Genomic DNA, 24,701 nt, shown 5'->3' with positions numbered 1-24,701 from the left:
GGTGTGGTCGTGATGGTACAAAAAACCGTTGAACTTTCCGAAACACAAAAGGGAATCTATTTTGATTGTCAGGTGAATGATCCCACTTCGTATAACATCTCAGCTTCAATGCAATTTGATCATCTTCAAATGGAGATATTTCGCCAATCCATCGAATTGCTTATGTATGAGCAAGTGGTGCTGCGTACTCGGATTGAGATTCAAAATGATGTACCCGTGTTATCCGTTCATGAAGATATGGATTATTCACTTGCCTTGTGGGACCTAAGTAGCGAGAATCAGGAGAATCCAAAGGAACAACAGTTAGAAGCACTGGTGGATGAATGCATCGGGACACCTTTTGAGCTGGAGAAAGGTCCTCTGTTCCGTATAATGATTGTTCAGATGGATAAAAGCCGATATATTCTGACCTTATGTATTCATCATTTAATATGTGATGGCATGTCGCTTGAACTGATGAAAAACAAACTTATTCAGTCATATACGTGTCTTCTTGAAGATCAGCCTGTGGATGTCAAGCTGGATGAAGGATTCATCTCTTATGTTGAGGCAGAGAACAAGAAACTGCACGAAAACAAGTACTCCAAAGAGCGGGAATATTGGTTAAACAAAATGAAGGGAGCGGAACCTCTTTCTCTAAAGCACGACTTTCCAGCAGGTTCTGTACAAGAAGGAATTGGTCATGAACTGCGATTTGATATTTCGGAATCGTTAATGGCTGATATTACACAGATGTCCAAAGATAATGAAGTAACCGTTTTTATGTTCTTTATGGGTGCCTTTGGCATTCTTATGAGTAAATATGTCGGTACAGACGATATCACCTTTGCCTCCCCATATTCTCATCGTCCCGGTATGGACTTGGAAGAAACGATTGGATGTTTTGTCCATATGTTGCCTATGCGATTCCATATTGACCTCGAATCAACTCTAAAACCTCTGCTGCAACAAGTAGCCACAACCTGGATGGATACGTACAGGAACATCGGATATCCCAATAACCTCATTGTCAGAGACAGCATGTTACAGGCTCAACCCGGATCACCATCGTTGTTTGATATCTCCTTTGTTTATGATTCCTATGAGGAAGATATGCTCGGAACTCGTATTCTGGATCAGGATAAGGTTACGTTCCCAGGAGATTTGATGGTGGTGTTGAGTCGTTTACCGCAAGGTGCTCAGTTGAAGCTGCAATATAAACCGAGCTTGTTCCGTGAAGATTCAATGGAGCGAATGGGCCAACGATTTCTATATTTGCTGAATCAACTAGTAACCAATTCTGAGCAAAAAATCAGGGAGTTCAGCCTCCTGATGCAGGATGAGAAAGAAAACCTACTGTACCGATTCAATCAAACTTCTTATTTTCCCTACACTCCACAACATATTATGGATATATTTCACGATAAAGTAGCACGTTTCCCGGAGCGGGTAGCTCTAATGGAAGGGAAGCAGCAGCAGACCTATGCGCAGGTCAACGCAAAAGCGAATCAATTGGCTAGGCAGATCGTTGCGAGTAAAAAAAGTGATAACGCAGCAGTTGGCGTGCAGATGCCACGTTCCTCGGATATGGTCATTGCCCTATTGGCTGTATTAAAAGCCGGATGTGCTTTTGTACCTGTAGACCCTTCCTATCCTTTGTCCAGAAAGGCCTATATTATATCGGATGCAGACATATCCGTAGTGCTGGCTATGCAGCCCGAAAAAGATGACGAGACTCTGGATGTCCAGTACATCTACGTTGAGGGCGATCAGGCCTATACGGGGGATGTCTCAAACCTCGAAGAGGCGCTGAATCCGCATAGCCTTGCCTATATCATGTACACGTCCGGATCAACAGGCAAGCCAAAAGGAGTCATGGTTGAAAATCATAGCGTAGTCAATACACTGCTTGATCTGGAGCGTCGTTTTCCAATGCAGGCGCAGGATGTTTACTTGCTGAAAACGGCATATACCTTTGATGTTTCGGCCACGGAACTTTTCGGCTGGTTCATGGGTGAAGGCGCACTAAGTATTCTTGAGTCTGGAGCAGAAAAAGACCCTGCTCGTATTGTGTCTACGGTGGCATCACATAAGGTTACGCACATCAACTTTGTTCCAACGCTATTCCGTCTTTTTCTGGAAACGATGGAGCTTCGCTCCGATCTGTCAGCATTGGACACGCTGAGATGGATGTTTGTTGGCGGAGAGGCAGTCACGCCAGACATCATTGAGAAATTTAACAGGTTAGGCATTAAAGCAAGTCTTGAAAATGTTTATGGTCCAACCGAATGCACCATATGGGTTTCTCATTATCGATTAAGCCATTACGAAGGCTTGGGCAATGTACCGATTGGCTACCCGCTCAATGAGTCCAGATGGTATGTCGTCGGAAATCATGATGAGCTTCAGCCGTTAGGTATTCCAGGGGAGCTTTGTCTTAGTGGTGTTGGGCTTGCACGTGGATATCTGAATCTGGAACAGATGACCCGAGAGAAGTTTGTCCCTAATCCTTTCTTTCAAGAAGGACAGGACGCAGAGCATTTCAGGTACATGTACCGCACAGGGGATCTGGTACGTTCACTCCCAAGCGGTACGATCGAATATCTGGGACGCATTGATTTCCAGGTTAAAATTCAGGGTGCCAGACTGGAGACAGGCGAAATTGAGAATACCCTGTCATCCTATCCGGGTGTCATCCAGACCGTGGTAGTCATGAAATCATTTGAAGGTAGGTCCGGCTTGCTGTATGCCTACTATCTGTCAGAGCAGGAGCTGCCTTCTGTCGAATTGAGAGAGCACCTGTCTCGTTTGTTACCGGCATATATGATACCATCCGTTTTTGTACATAAATCCGAATTTCCATTGAATAGCAGTGGGAAGATTGACCGGAAGGCACTCATGGCAGATATCACGCATGCTCACGCTTCCAGTACGTTCTATACCGCTCCGTCTTCTGAGCTTGAGAGGATTATAGCCGAAGTGTGGGCCGAAGTGCTCGGTGTTGAGAGAGTAGGGCGCGATGACCATTTCTTTGAATTGGGCGGAAATTCATTTTCTGTCATTCAGGCTCACAATAAACTAAAACATTATACCGATGTGGAGTTCCCTGTGCCTCGTTTTTTCGAATGCCCGACATTGCGTCAATTTGCAGCGCTGGGACCGAAAGATGAGGGAGTTCGGATACCGACTGAAAGGGAACAATTGTTTCAACGAAAAGACGGCATTATGCGTGAGGACATTGCAATTGTGGGCATGGCGGTGAATGTGCCGGGCGCGGAGGATATAAGGGAGTTCTGGAGTAACCTTGTTGAACGGCGGGAAAGCATTCACTTTTATAGTGATGATGAATTGAGGGAGCTTGGTGTGGAAGAAGCGATGCTGCGTTCATCTCGTTATGTCAAGGCAAAAGGACGTGCCAACGGCATCGATGAGTTTGACGCAGGGTTCTTTGACTATACTCCCGGTGAAGCCAAAATGATGTCTCCCCAATTCAGACTTTTGTATCAGGGAATATGGGAAGCGCTGGAGGATGCAGGCTGCAGACCGGATGAAGCGGGTAAGGTGGGTGTGTTCCTTGGCGGGTCCGATGACTTCGAATGGTACCGTCAAGTGCTTTTTAACGATGCTAACTATAGCAGTAAATACGAAGCATTTACCCTCAGCACCAATCATTTTCTCGCTACCCGAATGGCTTATAAGCTGAACTTAAAAGGGCCAGCCTATACCGCTCTGACGGGATGTTCTACTTCATTGGTTACACCTCATCTGGCATGTCAATCTTTGATCGTTGGAGAATGTGATGTGGCCGTGGCTGGTGGAATTACCGTGGAGTTGCCCAATGAAGGGGGTTACATATTTGAGGATGGCATGATGTTCTCCACAGATGGACACTGTCGTCCATTTGATGCGGCAGCCAGTGGAACCGTCTTCTCCAATGGTATGGGAATTGTGGTGCTGAAGCGGGTAACCGATGCTCTGCGGGATGGAGATCATATCTACGGGGTCATCAAAGGCTCAGCAATTAACAATGACGGACAAGAGAAACTCAGTTTTCTTGCTCCTAGCGTAAGCGGACAGGCTGAAGTCATTCAGGATGCTTATAAGGTAGCCGGAGTAGACCCGGAAACGGTGAGTTATATCGAAGCACATGGTACGGGAACGTTGCTTGGTGATCCAATTGAAGTAAACTCGTTAACTCGGGCCTTTGCTTCCGACCAAAAGCAATTTTGTTATCTGGGTTCGGTCAAAGGCAATGTGGGACATATGGATACTGCCGCAGGTGTGGTTGGTTTAATCAAGGTAGCGCTCAGTCTTGGACAAGGTTATATCCCTGGAACAGCGAATTATGAGCAGCCTAATCCCAAAATTGATTTTTTGAATACGCCTTTTAAAGTTAATGCACAAGGGGTGGACTGGAAACAGGGCAATGTTGGAGTCATGCGCGCAGGAATCAATTCATTTGGTGTGGGGGGCACGAATGCTCACATGGTATTGGAGGAGGCTCCCGAGATGGAGAAGTGCAGTCCGGATGATGACGTAAATATATTGCTTTTTTCCGCCAAAACGGAGTACTCGCTGAACCGCACCGCTGAACGGATTATGGAACATCTGACTCAGCAGCCGAATCAATCTGTATCGAACGCAGCGTGGACCTTGCAGTCAGGTAGATCTGTTTTTGCGTATCGTAAGGCACTCATTCTGGATAAGACATGGAAGGATAATCCGGACAAGCTGATACAGCAGCTGGGGAAAGCACGGGTATACCATTCGGCTCAAGGCACTCGTCCCGTATACTTTATGTTCCCCGGACAGGGCAGTCAGTATCAGGGAATGGGTGCAGAACTATACAGATCTACAGAACAAGCAGGCCTAGCTCCAATCTTCAGAAGTTATATTCAGGAAATATTGGACCTTCTGCCTGCGGAAGAACGAGAAGATATGCTGTCCGTTGTATACGGGGATCAGCAGCCTGAGCGAATAAACCAGACAGAGTACAGCCAATTCGCACTGTTCATGACAAGTTATGCGCTGGCCAAGTCGCTGCTGGATCTGGGCATCAAGCCAGATGGCATGATCGGGCACAGCATTGGTGAGTTGGCTGCCGCAGCTGTAGCGGGTGTATTCGAACTTGGAGATGCTGTCAAGTTAGTTCGACTTCGCGGACGTCTGATGCAACAACAACAACCCGGGGTTATGCTTGCCATTATGGCGGATGCACAGCAGGTGAAGTCACAACTGGAGGAAGACATGTGGCTTTCCCTGGTGAATACTACAGGTTCCAGCGTGGTTGGTGGGACAGCTGAAGCCATTTCAAGGATGGAAGCCAAGGCTGAAGGACTGGGCTGGAAGTGCATTCGTGTGAAGACTTCCCATGCATTCCATACGCCAATGATGAGTCAGGCCGCCGAGGAATTTAGACGTTATTTAGCAGAGCATTCACTTCATACGCCACAGATCCCATTACTGTCCAATACCAGTGGAACATGGGCGCTTGGCGATGAAATCACACAACCTGACTATTGGTCCCGTCATATTTTACAGCCGGTGTTGTTTGAATCAAACCTGGCTGAAGTGTTAAAGGATGAGCGGGCTGTATTAATTGAAGTAGGTGCAGGACGAACGCTAAGCTCCTTTGCCAGACAGCACAGTCTATCAAGAGATTCCCAGACGGTACTGAATATGCTACGTCACGTAAGGGAGACGGAGCAGGACAGTATCTATGTGAACCGCAGACTTGCGGAGTTATGGTGCGAAGGCATTGAACCGGACTGGAAGGTGCTCAAAGGGCTGGCGGTACGGCGCAAATGCTCTCTGCCTACTTATGTTTTCAACAAACAATCCTATCCTGTCAGTGTTTCTCTATCTGGTTCATCAGCAGTGGAAGGAATGGGTACCGGGGATGCTAGGCAGCATGCAGATCAGGGTAAGGGAAGTGGCTCTACTCTAGTAAAAGGGACAGTTTATACTGGTGGTTCAGACCAACTGAAACAGATTGTCCTGAACGCATATCGAACGATTTTTGGCATCGATGATCTAGATGAAGAGGTTAATTTCTTTGCGGTCGGAGGAGATTCTCTCAAAGCAGTCAGCTTGTCTGCATGGATCCGGTCTCATTTAGGAATTCAGCCTGAGGTAGCAGATGTTTTCAATCATTCAACGCCTATTCAACTGGCGGAGCATCTCTATGTCATGGCGAAACCAAAAGTAGACCAACAGACAATTCAATCTGCACCCACTATGGATGCGTATCCAATCTCTTCTGCACAGATGCGTATGTTCACACAAGCGATGCTTGATCCAGGCAATACGGCCTACAACCTGCCGTCTGCAACCATTATTGAAGGTGAATTGGACCCTATAAGAGTTGAGGTTGCTTTGCAGAAGTTGATGCAGCATCATGAGGCGCTCAGAACATGGTTTGAGATACGGGGCGTTAAGATCGTTCAGATTATCCAACCTTCAGTTCGCTTAAGTATGGTCTACGCAGAGCAGCATGTGGCAGATGATCAAGAGTTGCCTGCGATGATCGAGACATTAATTCGTCCTTTTGATCTGGGGAGTGCTCCGCTTATGCGGGTTGAACTGATTAAGATAGGCGAGCGCAAGCATCTGTTATTCTTTGATATTCACCATATTATCGCGGATGGTACATCTGTCGAAATCATCACTCGTGACTTCAATGATTTATATTTTGGCAAAGAGCATGCAGTCCGATTGCAGTACAAAGATTACGCGGTATGGCAGCAGCAGCGTCTCGCTTCAAATGAATACAATTCACATCAAACATACTGGCTGGACCATCTTGGTCCTTCTTTACCTGTGCTGGAGCTCCCACTTGACCATGAGCGTCCATCACAGCGATCCATGCAAGGGGGACGTCTCCATTTCACGTTGAGTCGTTCGTTAACACAACACTTGCACGAGCTGGCTTCCTCATCGGAAGCATCCATGTATATGGTAATGCTAAGTGTGTGGAATCTTCTTCTTGCACACCGCTCAGGTCAGCAGGACATTGTGGTAGGAACGCCTGTTGCAGGAAGGATGCAAGAGGAGTGGAAAGAGACGGTAGGCATGTTTGTCAATATGATTGCGATGCGGAATTTTCCAACGTTTGATCGTACGTACACTGATTTTTTAAGCGAACTCAAACAACATACACTGGATGCTTTTGCGTATCAGGAGTATCCGTTTAATGAGCTTGTGGCACAACTGGGCGTGACACGTGAGTTGAACCGAAATCCGGTATTTGATGTTTGTTTTGATTATCAGAACATGGATTTGCATGGACTTGAACTTCATGGTTTGCAATTCAGTTCTTTTCCGGTGGAGACGGGTACGTCTACTTATGATCTGTTAATGACCTGTCAAGAAAACAGGGAGAAACAGGTGATTGAAGGATATATCGAATACTCGATGGATCTGTTCCGCCGGGACACAGTTGAAGGTATGATGCAGGAGTTTATCGGACTCTGCCAAGAGGTTGTACAACAGCCCAATCTGTCTCTGAGCGAACTGTTTGAGAGAAACGAGCGTTCTCATGAGCACCCAGTCCATCTGCTTGCTGGTCCACGTCTGGATTACACTCCTGCGGTGGGTCTGCATCAGCTGTTCGAGCTGCAGGCAGAACACACACCGGACAAGAAAGCTCTCCTTGTATCATCCGGAGCCTCTTTTACCTACAGGGAGCTTAATGAAAAAGCTAATACGCTGGCTTGGAAGCTGATTGATCAAGGTGTGCGCCGGGATGAACCTGTAGGCATATTGTCCAGACGAGATGAATCGTTGATCATTATGCTATTGGCAGTGCTGAAAGCTGGGGCGGCTTATGTGCCTCTGGACCCTGCTTTTCCGCCGCAGCGCATCGTGAATATGATTGAAGACAGCCGAATGAACGTATTGCTGTGTACGCCTGATGAAGAAGGCACAGTGACTTTTAACGGAGAGCGATTCGTGTATGATCCAACTGCCCAGGATGTGCGCTCATCCGTTAACCCGGACATAAGCTTCCTGTCTTCGGACCTGTCCTGTGTGATTTTTACCTCAGGATCAACGGGGCGTCCCAAAGGGGTCATGATTACTCATGAGGCGATGGTCAATTTTGTTGAGGACATCAGGCACCGACATATTTTTGCACATGAGACAGATCGCATCATCAGTGTAACGACCATATCTTTTGATATTTTCGGATTTGAAGTGTGGACACCATTATGCACCGGATATTCGCTGTATCTGGCCAATGAGCAGGAGCAGCTTGACCCGGCTCTTGCTTCACGTCGAATACGTGAACATGGTATTACGCACATTCTTAGCACGGTCTCACGCATTAAGGCATTTGTCGAAAATCCGGAATTCGCTCAAGCGCTGGGCAATCTGCGGTGTGTTCTTACCGGAGGGGAAAATGTCCCTGTGGGACTCCTCACCGATCTGAAGCGGCTTACGCCCGCTAGAGTCTTTAACATGTATGGACCAACGGAAACTACGATCTGGTCAACGACCAAAGAATTGAATGACACAGCCGCGATTACCATTGGCAAGCCCATTACCAATACAGAGATTTATATTCTGAATGATGAAGGTGAAATACTGCCACCTGGAAGTTATGGAGAGCTGTGCATTGCAGGAAAAGGATTATCCCGCGGTTATCTGCACAATGCAGCTGAGACCGATGCCCGATTCATTGCAAACCCCAATGTTTTGGGAGGCCGTTTGTACCGAACTGGCGATCTGGCCCGTATACTGCCGGATGGGGATGTTGAGTTAATGGGACGGTTAGATCAGCAGGTGAAGATTCGGGGCTACCGGATTGAACTGAACGAGATTGAGCAGGCAGCGATGAATTATGAACGTGTAAGAGAAGCTGTCGTTAAGGTAGAAGGGGCCGAGCAACATTCATTGCAATTAATCCTTTTCTACAGTCTGAAGCCTGGGATTGGGCCTTCCGTTATGGGAGATGAAGACGTACAGCTTCGGACCTGGTTAAAGCAGCGGCTTCCACAGTACATGATGCCTTCTCGCTTGATTCGTCTGGAAAATCTGCCTGTGCTGCCTAATGGCAAGCTGAATCGCAATGCCCTTCGTCTGGCTGATTTTGAAACGGGAGAGAATGCTAATCCGGCTCTGGTTTATGGCTCATCGATTCAAGGAATGGAGCGGGCAAAAGTTGATCTGGAGCAGATGCTCATTGCAGCGTGGAAGGAAATATTGAATCTGGATACGGTTAATATCCATGATCACTTTTTTGACATCGGAGGCAACTCGCTGGGGCTTATTCTGATCAATAATCGGCTGAATGCCTATCTGGATAAAAGCGTTCCGCTGGTGCAACTGTTTGAGCATTCCTCCATTGCATCACTTGTTAATCATCTGGTGGCTGAGCAGATGCTGCCGACAGTTACACAACAGGTACAAGAGGAGAGCGGACATATCGCTTCGACTGGATATCCTGTTACGAACCCGGACCCGACAACAGCTCCAAAAGAGTATGTGAGGAGCACAGTTGAACACAGCAAAGTGGAACAGAGAAGACCAGATCAGGGCAGACCGGAACAGAGTATCCCGTTTGCTTCAGAACACAGTAGCAGAATTTCTTCTTCGTCGGATATCGCAGTCATTGGCATGGCAGGGCATTTTCCCGGCTCAAGAAATATTGAGGAGTTCTGGGATAACCTAATGGCAGGTAAGGACGGTATTACCCGTCTGAATGAGGAGGATCTAACCGCTGCGGGTGTACGACCGGAAGACTTCAAACATCCTGATTATGTACGGGCCAAAGGTGTACTGCAAGATACTGAGTATTTTGACTCCGGATTTTTCGAATATCCGCATCAGGAATCCAACATGATGGATCCGCAAATACGGCTGCTGCATCAGTGCTCATGGGAGGCGCTTGAGCATGCCGGGTGTGATCCTTACAGTTATGAGGGAGCTATAGGATTGTTTGCCGGAAGTGGACTGAGCTTACCATGGATGGTGCAATTTCTAGGTCGCTCCGGTAATTTGCTACAGGCTTTTGAAGCTATGACTTTAAATGAAAAGGACTATATTACAACTCGAGTATCTCACAAATTAAATCTGAGAGGGCCAAGTATGGCCGTACAGACCGCATGTTCGACTTCTTTGGTCGCAATCCACCAAGCTGCTGAATCGCTGATTCGGGGGGAGTGTGATGTGGCACTTGCGGGAGGTGTCTCTATCTCCTATCCGCTCAAAGAAGGTTATCACTGGCATGAAGGCATGATTTATTCAAAGGATGGTCATTGCAGAACGTTTGATGAGCAGGCATCTGGTACTGTGTCTGGTAATGGATGTGGAATGGTTGTGCTCAAGTCACTCCGCGACGCGCAGAGAGATGGAGATCATATCTATGCAGTCATTAAAGGTTCAGCGATTAATAATGATGGCATGGACAAAATTGGATATACGGCACCGAGTGTGGCCGGGCAGGTCAAGGTTATTCAATCTGCCCTGCATCGTTCGGGAGTGTCTCCAAAAGAGATTTCCTATCTGGAGGCGCATGGAACAGGAACCAAACTGGGGGACCCGATTGAAATCGAAGCGCTCAGGCAGTCATGGGGAACAGATCGTAGAAATTATTGTGCTCTAGGTTCTGTGAAAGCCAATATTGGGCATCTTGATGCGGCAGCAGGTGTCGCCGGTTTTATTAAAACCGTACTGACGCTTTATCACCGGGTGGTTCCGCCACAGATTCACATGAATCGGACGAATCCGATGTTGGAGCTGGAGCATAGTCCCTTCTATATCAACAGGGAGCCACAGCCATTAGAAGACGCGAAGCGCATCCTGCGAGCAGGTGTCAGTTCGTTTGGGATCGGGGGGACCAATGCTCACGTCATTCTGGAGCAGCCGCCCGTCCAAGAGAGCCAAGCCAATTATGAGTCTTTGCTTCTGCTGCCCTTCTCGGCCAAGAGTGAATCTGCGCTGGAACGCACGTACGATTCGGTTCTACAGGCGATCCATGCATTGCCGGAGCAGTTGCCCAATGCTGCGTGGACGCTACAGAAGGGAAGAAGCAGATTCATTCATCGTAAAGCACTAATCGTTGTAGACGGTTATATTCCGCCAAGCGAGCAATCTGTGGAGTTTGAGACACAGGCAAGTGTGATAAATGGGAAGCCTAAGGTCATGTTTTATCTCAGCGGAAATGCAAGTTGGGAAGCGCGCAAGATTCGGGAACTATATGCTTCTGTGTATCGCAGCCAGGTCTCAGAGATATTCAAACAGCACTTTGAAGAGATACTGAACCTCTTTGAGTCCAAGGAACAGTATGCCATCCGCCAAGGCATAGGGCGATCGTTAACCGATTCAAGGCTTGAGCGCATGCAGTGCTTTGTTGTGCAATATGCTCTTTATAAAACCGTGATGCAGCTTGGTGTCAAGCCAGATGCTGTCTGTGGACAAGGCGTTGGCGAACTCGTGGGGTTGGTTATTAGTGATGCACTTGATCCAGTACATGCCGTGGGGCTTCTATACAATCTGGAGCATTGGTCACTAGAAGAAGGAGCATTGTCAGATGCTTTGACAGGAAGGATGACAGATGCAACTGTAACAGACCTTGCGTCGAGTATTGCACCACTGTTATCTCCAAATTTCCTGTTTACGCTGCTAAATCGCAAGACGCTTTCTGAATCTGCTGGGCATACGCTGTGGATCGTTTCGAATCAGCTGCAGGATACAGAACAAATAGCCCCGGATTCATTTTCAGAGCCAAACATCATTGCTCTTACTGGAGATCGTCAGAGCTTGCTTGAGGCAGACGTGTATTTAATGAAAGTACTTGCTTTTTGCTGGTGCTCTGGCATGGAGCTGGATTGGGAACAGTTAAACGGAACGGGGCGTAGGCAAAAAATCTCCCTGCCGACGTATTCCTTTGACCCCATTGTTCATCAACATGATGTTGCGTTGTATCAGCTTGCAGGTATGTCGCAGGTTGCAGCGGGTTCTATCGCAGCATTAGACCAATCTCCATACGGGAAAGTCAGGGTTCAACGGACTGATGATGAGATAAGGCATGTATTATCGCAATTGTGGCAGGAGTTGCTTGGTAATGGAGCAGTCGGCCTTGAAGATGATTTCTTTGAGCTTGGAGGTCATTCATTAAAAGCGATTTCCTTGGCGTCGAGGATTAAAGAAATGTTTGGATTAAATTTGGGGCTGGAAGAGGTTTTTGATCATTCTGTATTTGAACACATGGTTCAATGGATTGCTGAACATCAGGCTACAAGTGACTCTGATTCAGTGGACCCAATCTTGCCTGTAACTAAGAAAGAGAAATACAAGACCACTTCTGCACAGCGAAGAATGTATGTGGTGCATGAGTGGATGAAAGGTGAGAGTACGGCATACAATCTCGCCAGCTCTTATAGGGTAAGGGGAAAACTTGACCCTACGCAATTCAGAGTAATAATGGATGCACTGGTAGAGAGACATGAAGCATTCCGTACCAGATTTGAAATGATTGACGGTGAGCTTTTCCAGGTTGTCGAGGATCAGGTTCCAAGCGTGGTGGAGTTGCTGGAATTAGAAACGGCAGGGTTAGAGCAGGTCATGGAATGGATCAAGCCTTTTGATCTGACCAGCGCACCATTGGTTCGTGTTAAGCTCATTCGCCTTTCTCAAGAGGAACACATCTTATTCATCGACATGCATCATATCATTTCGGATCAGAGTTCCATTGCGATCCTGATGCAGGATTTTGCACGCATGTACAGAGGAGAAACATTGCAATCTCTTGACATCCAGTATAAGGATTATGCGGAATGGCGTGATGAAGTTGCGTCACATGGACAATCTGTTGAAGACGCCGAGTTTTGGATACGGGAATTCGAGGACATGCCTGCCCCGGTTGAATTGCTAACAGACTTCCCGAGACATTGCGCGTCATCTTACAGCGGAGACAGATGTTCCATTGAACTTGGTGAGTCGTTAAGCACACAGGTCAATGACTTCTGTACTCAACAAGGGCTTACACCCTATATGTTGTTCATGGCAACTTTGAATCTATTAATCTGGAAGTATACGGGTCAAGACGACTTGGTCGTAGGTACAGCGGTTGCGGGGCGCGAGAAGCCAGAACTCAATAACGTTATGGGTATGTTCGTGAACATGCTTGCCATTCGCACCAGCATGGACAGAGAATGGTCCACAGAGACGTATTTGAATGAGATGCGTGGCAAGCTGTTATCCTGTTATGAGCATCAGCATTATCCTTATGAAGCACTAGTGGAACAACTTGGTCTATTCGGTGATTTAAGCCGCAACCCCCTATTTGATGTGGTGCTAAATTACATTAATATGGGAACCGATGATCCTGAAGCCGGGGAACTGATGCTTGAACCATGGGTCGAAGGTAAGGTGGATGCCAAATTTGATCTGACTTGGACACTGGTCGAGCATAAGCAATGTTACACGGTTGAACTTGACTATCGCTCAGATTTGTTTAAAGCGGAGTCCATGGAACTGATGCTGGATAAATTCCGGTATATCCTGTCTCAGATCGTAACAGGGGATAATGAACGAATTGGTCAGATTAAGCTCACTACACCGGAGGAAGAGGAATGGCTGCTGTACGGAGTCAACGATAATGCCGCCCAGTATCCGCGAGATGCGACCATTTCCCAATTGTTCGAGGAACAAGTTCATGTGCATGCACAGAAGACAGCATTGGTCTGGGAAGACGGTGAATGGAGCTATGCGGATCTGTATGAACGTGTTCAGTCGCTGGCGTTCAGATTGCTTGGACAAGGGGTGAAATCAGGCTCTAGTATTGCTCTGATTCTGGACCGTGGACCGATCCAGATGATCAGTATTCTTGCTACACTCCAAGTGGGCTGCAGTTATGTCCCGATCGACCCGGCTTCGCCGCCATCGAGAATTGAATTTATTTTGCAAGATTGCGATGCGGCTGTGTTATTGACTGAAACGGCTTATGCCTCCACATGGCAATCTGTAGTTCCTTGTATCGTGCCGGCAGATGAACTCGCAGCATTTGATTCAGGCGACATGCAGAAGCCCGTTGAACATATGAACAAGACTGCTCTTGACCCGGCTTATATCATTTATACATCAGGGTCAACAGGAACCCCGAAAGGGACCGTGATGAGTCATCGCAATGTGACCAAAGTCATGAAAAATAGTAATTTTGTCACCGTCGTGCCAGAGGATCGTATCCTGCAAATTTCTAACTATGCGTTTGACGGTTCCATTTTCGATATTTTTGCTTCATTAATAAATGGCGCTACTCTTGTATTAATCTCAAAAGAGACCATTTTGGATATGGCTCGTTTGGCGGATGTCATACAACAGCAACGGATTTCAGTATTTTATATTCCGACATCCTTGTTTAATATGCTGGTGGATTGGGATGCTGATTGCTTGAAGAATGTGCGTAGAGTGATGTTTGGTGGTGAAGCTGCATCGGTGAGTCATGCCAACAAAGCGCTTGCATGCGTGGGGCCGGGCAGGCTGTTAAATGGATATGGGCCAACGGAAGCAACCTTTTTTGCCTCCTACCACTTATTACAGCAAACAGAGCCTTATAATGGCTCACTGCCCATAGGTTACCCCCTGTCTAACACAGCCTTGTATGTTCTGGATGATGCGCTGAAGCCTGTGCCACCTAATGTTCCAGGTGAACTGTATATCAGTGGGGATGCGGTGGGTATTGGATATCTTAACCGTGAGGATCTTACCCGAAAACACTTTCTTGATGATCCCTTCCGCAAGGGAGAACGAATGTATCGGACAGGTGACATCGTTAAACGTCTGATTGACGGCAGTCTGATTTTTATTGAACGTTCGGATTTCCAGGTCAAAATTAGAGGTTTCCGCATTGAGTTATCGGAGATAGGCAATTGTATGGAGCGTCTTTCGGGAGTTCGTGATGCCTTTGTCATGACAGTTACAGAACCATCAGGAAGTCTATACATTGCCGCTTTTTATACAACCGATACTGGAGCAGATGCTGAGTATATTCGAAGAGAACTTCACCAGCAGCTGCCAGAGTACATGGTGCCTGCACGAATTATTCGAATGGATCATCTTCCGATTAATGCCAATGGCAAAGTGGACCGAAGGGCATTGTCCGAGCATTTGGTTGAAGAGCAGCAGCCGTCTCTGGAAGTGAGTTCACCTCGGACAAAAACGGAGCGTGTCATTCTTGCCGCCATGCGACAGATCTTGGGTAATCCGGGCATTGGTGTGGAAGATCACTTCTTTCAAAATGGGGGGCATTCGCTCAAAGCGATTGCATTCACTCAAATTTTGGCAAAAGAAGGAATTGCCATCAATGTGAACGAATTATTCCAATATCCGACAGTTAGAGGACTTGCCAAATTGGTAGATATTAATCCTCCGGCGTCAGTTTGGTCCGAAGATAGCCTGCATATTCAGTCCCCGATAGTCATACCACAGGACATAACACTTCATGAGAAACAACTGGACAGCCTGGTCCTGCATGTCTTAAACAGCTGCAATCAGGTTTCATCTTTTATGGCGGGCATGACCCCTATGGGTCAATTCCCACTATCTCCAATTCAACAAGCACATTCTTCTACGACTTCACGAGCAAGCGGATTTACAACAACGCTGGAAGGCGAATTGAATGAACAAGCTGTAAAACACCTGATTCTTGGGGTTATATCCCGGCATCAGTTGCTGCACAGCATGATATATGAGGAAGAACAATTGTATTGGCATCCATGTGATATGTCGTTAGCGGCGGACATGCTGCAACAGCTTATCCCATATCTTGATATTCGTCATTATGCTCCGGCTACGATTGAGCAGTTGGAGTACAAACTGGTTCAGTCTCTGTTACACAAAACGTATACGTTGAAGGAACTACCTTGGCGTCTGTGTATTTTGCGTACAGGAGCCACAGAGCATAAGTTGATTTGGAGTTTTGATCACCTTGCGTTTGATGGTATGAGTGCCCAGATCATCAAGCAGCAACTTGAGTCGAAGGCATTATATAGACCGCAAGGTATAGAGATCGAGAGTGATCTTCTGTACCAAGTACGAAATTATGAGGATTATGTAAATTTTCTGTCTCAAGGCCCCAAAGGGGTATCAGAAGATGAAATAGAGAAACAATTTTCACTTCAAGCATGGAATAGATGTAACACCATCGTCATGAACAAGTTGAAGGAAACAGAAACATTGTCGCCTTCAGCGATGACTGCCGAGTTGTCCCTTGCAGGGAAGGAGCCTGCAGATGTGTGGTGGACATGCTTTGAAACTTTTGCCAACATCATTGCGGCTTATCTGAACATAAGCCAATTGCCAATAGCCCTGGTGCATTACGGAAGGGAGTATGGCGAAGAATCCTACTATGATTATGTGGGAGAATTCCTAGATCTAATTCCAGTGCTGGTAGACAGTGAATTCACACAGGAAGATCTGTTGGAACGTCTGGAATTTACGAAGCAACACAGCATTAACTTTATGGCACTTACACATGATTCTTCCCTCTCGGCACAATATGATGGCATACAGGAACAATTGGGAACTGCCTACAGGCAAGCAGAACAGGAGCCGCGTCAGATGATTCTGTTTAATTATCAAGGCTTCATCTCCAGTAGCGAAGCGATCCCAATGTCGTCTCAGTCGTCGGATGACCAAGATTCGAATTCGGGACTCGCCCAATTCGAATGGGTTATTCGCTACGACGAAGAGTGTCTGTACGTACAACTGGCCTGTCAGGCTGGTCTGGACATCAAACGTATGAAACAGCTGATTGATGACAAGCTTGGTAGCGATGTGAGAGTGGTAGTTCACAATGAGGCAATGGAGGTGCAACATGTCCAGTAAATCCATACAGCGAGGACCCGAGCTGATTGTGCCAGAACATTATTCAACAGTGGCTGAGATGCTAATCTACATTGCAGATACTCATCCAGAAAAGGGAATGACCTATATCAGCTCTTCAGGTGACGAACAGTTTGAAGCATATCCTGAATTACTGATGCAGGCGCGCAAGTACCTGCAGTCTCTTCAGGAGCAAGGCATTCAACAAGGACAGGTCGTTATTTTGGAAGTTGACCAGTCACAGGAATTTTACCGTACATTTTGGGCTTGTATGCTGGGGGGCATTATTGTCGCCCCGGTTAGTCCTCCGGCTGCCTGGGAACCAGGCTCAGCCGGTCTGGAGAAATTCACGAAAGTGTGGGAGGTACTCGGGCGTCCAGTCGTTATCGTCGAGGAAGCCTACATGCCCAAGTATAAGCAGCTTGGGGAAAGTCCGGTATTCAAAGGTCTTATGTTGATTAGCGTGAACCAGCTTCAAGCAGGCCAGCAGATGGCTGATCTATGCCCAACCTCTCCTGATGACATTGTGTTCCTGCAATTCTCATCAGGAAGCACGGGAATTCCCAAAGGTGTGCAGTTAACCAATCACAATATTATCGCCAACAGTATTGCATGCAAGACTTTTCTTGGAGCTGAAGAAGGAGATAATGTGTTTACCTGGTTGCCGCATACGCATGATATGGGGATTTTTGGACAGCACCTGACACCCGTCCTGAGTGGAGCCAATATCATGGTGATGTCACCTTATACCTTCGTACGGTCGCCTTATCTGTTCTTGCGCAAGATTACGGAGCATCAGGGAAAATGGTTTTGCTGCACCAATTTCGGTTTCGAATGGATGGTTCAGAAGATCCCGGATTCCAAGCTCTCAACGCTGGATCTGTCTTCACTGCGTATGACCTTGAATGGTGCAGAGCCTATATCAACGTCTGTTATCGAGCGATTTGTCAAAAAATTCAGCTCTTGTGGCTATCGTCCCAATATGATGTTTCCTGCATATGGCATGGCAGAAGCGACAGTAGGTGTATGTACCTCCAGACTGGGGGAAGAGCCACGAATTGAACGTATTTCGCGTACACGGCTGGTGCAGGAAGGACTGGCTGTGCCAGTCCAGCTACCTAGCAGTGATAGCCATACTTCGGATGTGATCGAATTTGTCCATGAAGGATATCCCATGACAGGGATTCAGATCCGGATTGCGGATGAACAGGGTGAAGTGCTGGATGAGCGGGTTGTCGGCGAAATCCAGATTCGTGGGGAATCGGTAACCTCCGGATATTACAGTCTTCCGGAGATCAATCGTGAAATGTATGTGGATGGGTGGCTTCGCACTGGAGACTTGGGTTATATGGCTGATGGCTCCCTGGTTGTAAGCGGACGTATCAAGGACATTGTGTTTATTCGGGGACAGAACCATTATGCGCATGATCTTGAAGAAATTTTGTACCAGAATAGCAGCATTCCGAGAGGGAATCTGACGGTAGTCGGGCACTTTAACAGCATCAAACAAGTAGAGGAGCTGCTTGTATTTGTTAAATACAAATCGAGCGCTCCACAGTTTCTGGAGGTACGACAGGATCTGATCCAACGTATGAGGGCTGGATTGGGTATTGAGATCACCCATGTTCTCCCAATCAAGGTTATTCCCAAAACGACGAGTGGCAAGGTTCAGCGCTTCATGCTGAGAAACGAATATGAGCGTGGAGTATTTACCAAGGACATCGAGGCCATTGAAGAGCTGATTCGCGAAAACACGCAACAACAACACGAGACGGTTTCCGCATCGTCTTTGGAGTATATCGTACGTAAAGCCTGGGCCGAAATTCTTCAATTGCCCGCAGGAAAGATTGAGATGGATACTTCTTTTCTCGCACTTGGAGGCAATTCCATTCTCTCCTATCAATTACTTGACAAGCTGTCTGCACATATGGGACGTGAATTAGGACAAGAACTACTTGTTTTTTGCAGTACAGTACATGAGATGGTGGAATATCTGCAGGAACTTCCAGCAGAAAAGAAGGACTTTGAACAAGCTGAAACAACAGATAATCACCTGAATGTACATCGTGCTATTGCTATTACCGGACTGTCTCTGCGTCTGCCTGATGCCGACACCCAAGAGCAGTTCTGGAGCAATCTGGTTAACGGGTTAGATAGTGTTGACCGGGTTAGCTTAGAGCGTGCAACACGTTCCAAGCAACCCGGTTGGGATGACTGGATTGGGGAACTGAAGCAACCGGATACGTTTGATCATGAGTTCTTTGAAATCCCGTCTGAACAAGCTGCATTTATGGATCCGCAACATCGGAAGCTGCTGGAAGTTGCTCATGAGGCGCTGGAGGATGCAGGTATGCTCGTGGATCATGAGGATAAGCGTGATGTGGGTGTGTATGTAGGGATTAACCCAAGCACATACTTCGATCTGGTTATTGATTATATGAACCGGAGCCAGGGAAAGGCTGTTCATTCTCACGCTATGGTAGGCAATATGTCCAATATAGCAGCGGCCTCCATTTCACACATGTATAATTTTACAGGGCCGGCACTGTCCATAGACACAGCATGTTCTTCTTTTCTGGTAGCACTGACACAAGCTGTGGCGGCCATTCAGGACAAGCGTATCTCTGGGGCAGTTGTAGGTGGAGCGAACATTTTGGCTACACCGCATGTTCATCAACTATCACGCAATGCTGGAATCTGTTCTTCCACTCAACATACGAAGGTATTTGACCGGGAAGCAGATGGTTCAGTCTTGGGAGAAGGTGCTGTTGTTGTATATCTGGAGCCGCTAACAGAGGCAATTCGCAACAATAAGCATGTTTATGGTGTGATTCGCGGGACAGCGGTGAATAACGACGGATATTCCCTTGGAATTATGGCACCCAACCCTCAGGGGCAATATGAGGTACTCCGTGCCGCTTATCGCGACGCCAACCTAAACCCGAGCGAGATTTCTTATATTGAAGCACATGGATCGGGGACAAGAATTGGAGATCCAATTGAGGTGAATGCCTTGCTCCGGCTGTTCCGGGAAAAGGGATATACAAGCGACAATTCGATTGGATTAGGTTCAGTCAAAACCAATATTGGTCATTTATTTGCAGCCTCCAGTGGAGCCAGTCTTGCCAAGGTTCTGCTCAGTATGCAGCATAGGGAACTGGCACCAAGTCTGCATATGGATAATCCGAATCCGGCCCTCCGACTGGAGCAATCGCCGTTCCATATCGTTAGCGAGCATAAAACGTGGGATGTACCTGAAGGAAAAACACGGAAGGCAGGCATCAGTTCTTTTGGCCTGGGAGGTACGAATGCCCATATTGTGCTGGAAGAATGGAAAGCCCCTGTCCGTACAGCTGCCCCGGCACGCGGCCAGTTGTTAACGTTCTCTGCCAAATCAGAGCAGGCTTTAAAAAAGCTGATTGATAACACGGAGCAATATGTGAAGAAACATGCGGACCTGGCACTAGAGGATCTTTGTTTTACCCGGAACAGATATAGAAAACATTATCGGTATCGTGCAGCAGTAGCTGTCAGTTCAACCGGAGAGTGGAACATCGAAGAAATGGAATTTGGCTTCAAGCCTAGAAACCGAGCTGCTCGTGTCAATATTGTGGTTGGGGGGCATGAGATTCTCGGAGAAGATGAAGCTCAAGCTCGTAAGGTACTCAGGCCAGACGATTCTAATGAAGATACGGTATCAACCTTGAACTACTGGGTGACCTTGCTTGAGACACTTGTACGTCTGGTCCCTTCCATTCAAGAGATTCGAGGAATAGCTGCAGGAGAGGAACTTGTATCCAGTTTACATCTGGATGGCGAGGAACATCACAGCGCTCATGCAAGCCAATCCATTCCAGTGAACAACAGAGTGACGTTAGACAGTCTGCAAGACACACCTGGCAAGATGGCAAACGCCGACATTGTAATTATAATTGCTGCAGATCAGACAGAGCAGCAGCTTGAATACAGTGGCAAGGAGAGCTTCATCCGCCTGTCTGCCGAGCCGACACTTACCATGGAGGATCAGCTTGCTTTATTGCTGGGACAGCTTTATGTACGTGGTGCTGCGCTGGATTGGGAACAGTTACATCCGAATGGCTCTGGCCAGATTGTACATCTGCCAGCACACCCATTCGAGCCGTATGTACATTGGATAGATGTGAATCAGGGAACGGAGGTCATGATATGACAAAAGAAGAAATTGAGCTTTTTCTCAAAAGCGAGATTGCTGCAGCGTTGAATCAGGAGCCAGAGGACATCGATGAAGAGATGAATTTTTTGAAAATTGGTGTCTCATCTGTGCAGGCGCTCAAGATCATTAATCGTGCGCGTAAGCATCTTCAAGTTGACATCAGTCCGGTTGCGTTGTTTGAATACAAAACAATTGCCGAATTCGCCGCTTATCTCAATGAATCTCTTCTTCAAGAGGGGGTTGCCGAATGATTGAAGCGGATATTGAGCAAGAGATCATTCATGAAGCTGAATTGTTTGCTGCCCGTGAAATTCGTCCTTATGCTCAACAGATTCAAGAGCAGCAAGCCATTCCCAGAACATTGATCCGTGCCATGGCTAAAAAAGGTTACTTGGCTGCCTCGATCCCGGCTGAATATGGCGGCATGGGTCTCGGCCCTAAGTCGTACGGGCTGTTGACTGAAGTATTTGGCAAGGCTCTTCCAGCCGTTCGCAGCTTGTTAACGGTACATACTTCACTTGTAAGTGAAACTTTGGTACGTTTCGGAACGCCTGAGCAAAAATCGTCCTGGCTGCCCAAGTTGGTGAAGGGAGAATGGATTGCTGCCTTTGGCCTGACTGAACCGGAAGTTGGTTCGGATGCCAAAAGTGTAAAGACCGAGTGGAGAGAAGAATCGGACTGTTATGTTTTGAATGGAAAAAAGAAGTGGATCACGTTTGGACATCTGGCAGATGTATTTATCATTATTGCTTCGAATCAGGGACGAAGCACTGCTTTTTGGGTCGAACGCCAGTTTGAGGGTGTACAGACCAAACCTATTGAAGGTGTCATGGTTGCGGGAGAGACAGGTATAGCTGAGATTGATCTCCATGAGGTGCGTGTACCAAAGAATCACATTATTGGACGTCTGAATGAAGGTTTTGAGTACATCGTAACCGGGGCGCTGGACCAGGGCAGATATAGCATTGCCTGGGCAGGGCTGGCGATTGCGCAGGAAGCGCTGGATGCCATGGTGACTTACTCAAGGAAGCGGAAGCAATTTGATCAGAAGCTGAGTCATTTTCAGCTGATTCGCGGCATGATTGGAGATGCGGTGACAAAAGTCCATGCAGCACGAGCATTATGTTTACGTGCAGCCGAGCTGAGAGAAGCCAAGGACCCGCAGGCCGCCATGGAGACAACGATCGCCAAATATTTTACGTCCAAAGTTGCTGTTGAAGTTGCAAGTGATGCGCTACAGGTTCATGGTGCGAACGGAATTAGTAACCAATATCCTGTTGCCAGGCTGTATAAGGAAGCCAAAATTCTGGAGATTATTGAAGGTTCTTCTCAGATGCAGCAGGAGATGATCTCGCATTACGGATTAAAAGCCTATTACAAGCGTGGCGGTAGCGTATGACGTTCTGTGCGCTATTTCCCGGCCAGGGAAGCCAGTATATCGGAATGTGCAGCGAGTTGTTGGGCAGTGAGCCGGAGGCGAATCAGATCTTTGCAGAAGCGAGCGAGGTGATCGGATTTGATTTGAAGGCACTGGTTATGGAAGGGACCCTGGATCAATTGACGGTCTCTGAATATGCTCAGCCTGCTGTACTGACGGCAAGCTACGTTCTATTTGACTCATTTGTTCGCCGGACAGGAATGACTCCAGATTATGCAGTAGGTCACAGTTTGGGGGAGATTTCGGCTTTAGTAGCGGCGGGAGCATTGCGATTTGCTGATGGAATCCGTTTTACAGCTCAGCGTGGTGCGTTGATGCATCGCTCCATTCAGGAGCAAAAAGGAAGAGCGGGTATTGTCGTTGATGTAACCCAAGAAGCGCTTGAAGAATTAGTCGAGAATATTCGTCAGAACGAGTATGTGACGATCTCCGGTTATAATTCACCCGGACAGTTTGTCGTCGCAGGTACTGCGAAGGGTCTTCAACTGCTGGATGATCAGGTGGATGGCTACGGTGGGGAATTCATTCCTTTTCGCATGATGCCAATGAAGGCAGATGCACCTTATCATAGCGAGTTGATGCAGTTCATTCAGCCTGAACTTGAAGAGATGCTTGCAGGGATTTCCTTCTCTGCACCGGTGTTTCCCATCTGCTCTACAGTACATGGTGAGTTCATTCGCGGAGCCGAGGACATTCCTAAGCTGCTGAGCAGCCAGCTTTTGCAACCCATTCGCTGGAATCAGGCATTGGCACGTGTTCAAAATCTGGGAGCGACGGTATGGATCGATATCGGTCCAGGCCAGAGCGTAAGAAATATGCTGGCTGAGAATAAGACCTTGCCTGCAGCCTATTCGCTGGATGATCCGCAAGATCGGTCCAGGTTACTGGAGCGATATGAAGCAGTAAACCAGACAAGTGGGGGAGGAGATACGGGATGATCACGGAGATGATGCAGTACAACCAGCGGGTGAAACAATGGCTGCCTGGAGGTGTGCACTATAATTTTCACCTTCCTTGGGAAGAGACGCCGCTCCATTTCAAGCATGCTTCCCGCAGCAGAGTGACGGACATGAATGGCAACGAGTATTTGGATCTATATGCCCGCTTTGGTGCCCTCATTGTTGGCCACGGCAACGAGGAGTATAACGAGTGTCTGAAGGATACCATTGACCGTGTTCTTTCCGTAAGTCATTGCGATCTGGATGCAGAGGCTCTGGAACTGATCCATCAATATGTACCCTCAGCAGAGATGATTCGTTTTGGGTTATCAGGCACGGAGATTGTCCAGAATGCACTTCGTCTTGCCCGGGCGTGGACAGGTAAAAATCGCTTTGTACGTTTTGAAGGCCATTATCATGGTAATGCGGACAATATTATGGGTGGCAAGTCTGCACGTACAGGTTTGCCTATACCTTCAGACTATCCTGGTGACATGAAAGGAACAAAGGGGAGGGCAAGGGACGCCATGGAATCTCAATCCTACCTCTTGCCATGGAATGACGCACCCCGTCTGGAGGAACTATTTCGCCAGCATGGAGACGACATTGCAGCAGTAATCATGGAGCCGGTTTGTGTAAATGGAGGCGGAGTCATGCCTGCTCCGGGTTATCTGCAAAAAGTCAGACAGTTATGTGATCAGTACCAAGTCGTGCTCATTTTTGATGAGATTATAACAGGTTTCCGTATGGGACTCGGTGGTGCCCAACAGTTATTCGGTGTAACGCCCGATCTGACTACACTTGGGAAGGCAATCGCGGGTGGCGGAGTTCCGGTGTCAGCCTTGGTTGGCCGAGCGGATATCATGAAGTTGCTTGTAGACAAAAAAGTAATTCATGCGGGTACGTTTAATGGCTATCCATTAGGTACAGCTGCTGTAAAAGCTACGCTGGAAATGTTGGGCCGCAATGGAGGACAGGCGATGCACAGCATGAACCGCCACGCTGAGATGATGCATGACATACTCTGCCAGGAAGCAGTGAAGGTAGGTCTGCCTTTAATTGTTCAAGGGCCGTCTGGCTGTGCTTCTTATCACTGCTGCACGGAGCCGCTTACGGATACGGCTGATTATACGTTTGAATTGATGTCTTTTGATATTTTGTTAAATAGCAAGCTTGCTGAGCACGGTGTTCTGGTATCTACGCTCTCGCGGATGTATCCGAATATCCTGCTTGATATGCAAGATGTTGCCTGGTTCGGTGAGCGTGTCCCTGCAGCACTTGCAGAAATGAAAGAGATCTACGACGAGCTGATCTAATGGTAGCTCAATAA

General features: G+C 47.4%; 6 protein-coding genes. All 6 read left to right on the top strand.

Annotation, left to right across the window (positions count from 1 at the left end):
- The first annotated feature begins 12 nt into the window (after nt 1-12).
- Genes J2Z28_RS01265 through J2Z28_RS01240 form a run of 6 tightly spaced genes read left to right on the top strand, consistent with a single transcriptional unit; the run spans nt 13 to nt 24,687 of the window.
- Nucleotides 13-16,806: a non-ribosomal peptide synthetase/type I polyketide synthase gene (locus tag J2Z28_RS01265; RefSeq protein ID WP_244988054.1), complete on the top strand. Its 16,794-nt coding sequence runs from the start codon at nt 13-15 to the stop codon at nt 16,804-16,806.
- The gene (locus J2Z28_RS01260) at nt 16,796-20,992 is read left to right on the top strand and encodes a beta-ketoacyl synthase N-terminal-like domain-containing protein (protein WP_211080862.1); all 4,197 of its coding nucleotides are present in this window, start codon (nt 16,796-16,798) and stop codon (nt 20,990-20,992) included. Before J2Z28_RS01265 ends, J2Z28_RS01260 begins: the two co-directional genes overlap by 11 nt.
- On the top strand, nt 20,989-21,246 hold the full coding sequence (locus J2Z28_RS01255) for an acyl carrier protein (RefSeq protein WP_036668520.1): 258 nt from the start codon (nt 20,989-20,991) through the stop codon (nt 21,244-21,246). Before J2Z28_RS01260 ends, J2Z28_RS01255 begins: the two co-directional genes overlap by 4 nt.
- Entirely contained in the window at nt 21,243-22,394 is a 1,152-nt protein-coding gene (locus J2Z28_RS01250) for an acyl-CoA dehydrogenase family protein (protein WP_211080861.1), read from the top strand. Before J2Z28_RS01255 ends, J2Z28_RS01250 begins: the two co-directional genes overlap by 4 nt.
- A complete protein-coding gene (locus J2Z28_RS01245; protein ID WP_280530793.1) occupies nt 22,391-23,371 on the top strand; it encodes an ACP S-malonyltransferase in 981 nt (326 codons plus the stop codon). The genes J2Z28_RS01250 and J2Z28_RS01245 overlap by 4 nt, the downstream gene beginning before the upstream one ends.
- Nucleotides 23,368-24,687 carry an aspartate aminotransferase family protein gene (locus J2Z28_RS01240; RefSeq protein WP_211080859.1) on the top strand — a complete coding sequence of 440 codons (1,320 nt, stop codon included), beginning with the start codon at nt 23,368-23,370 and terminating at the stop codon, nt 24,685-24,687. Before J2Z28_RS01245 ends, J2Z28_RS01240 begins: the two co-directional genes overlap by 4 nt.
- Nucleotides 24,688-24,701: the final 14 nt, after the last annotated feature.

It is taken from the genome of Paenibacillus xylanexedens, assembly GCF_017874615.1.
Lineage (GTDB): Bacteria > Bacillota > Bacilli > Paenibacillales > Paenibacillaceae > Paenibacillus > Paenibacillus xylanexedens.
This window is presented reverse-complemented; position numbering and strand designations above follow the sequence as displayed.

Coding starts and splice junctions, on each gene's coding strand:
- J2Z28_RS01265 (WP_244988054.1), top strand. CDS start 13: ATGGTACAAAAAACCGTTGAACTTTCCGAAACACAAAAGGGAATCTAT.
- J2Z28_RS01260 (WP_211080862.1), top strand. CDS start 16,796: ATGTCCAGTAAATCCATACAGCGAGGACCCGAGCTGATTGTGCCAGAA.
- J2Z28_RS01255 (WP_036668520.1), top strand. CDS start 20,989: ATGACAAAAGAAGAAATTGAGCTTTTTCTCAAAAGCGAGATTGCTGCA.
- J2Z28_RS01250 (WP_211080861.1), top strand. CDS start 21,243: ATGATTGAAGCGGATATTGAGCAAGAGATCATTCATGAAGCTGAATTG.
- J2Z28_RS01245 (WP_280530793.1), top strand. CDS start 22,391: ATGACGTTCTGTGCGCTATTTCCCGGCCAGGGAAGCCAGTATATCGGA.
- J2Z28_RS01240 (WP_211080859.1), top strand. CDS start 23,368: ATGATCACGGAGATGATGCAGTACAACCAGCGGGTGAAACAATGGCTG.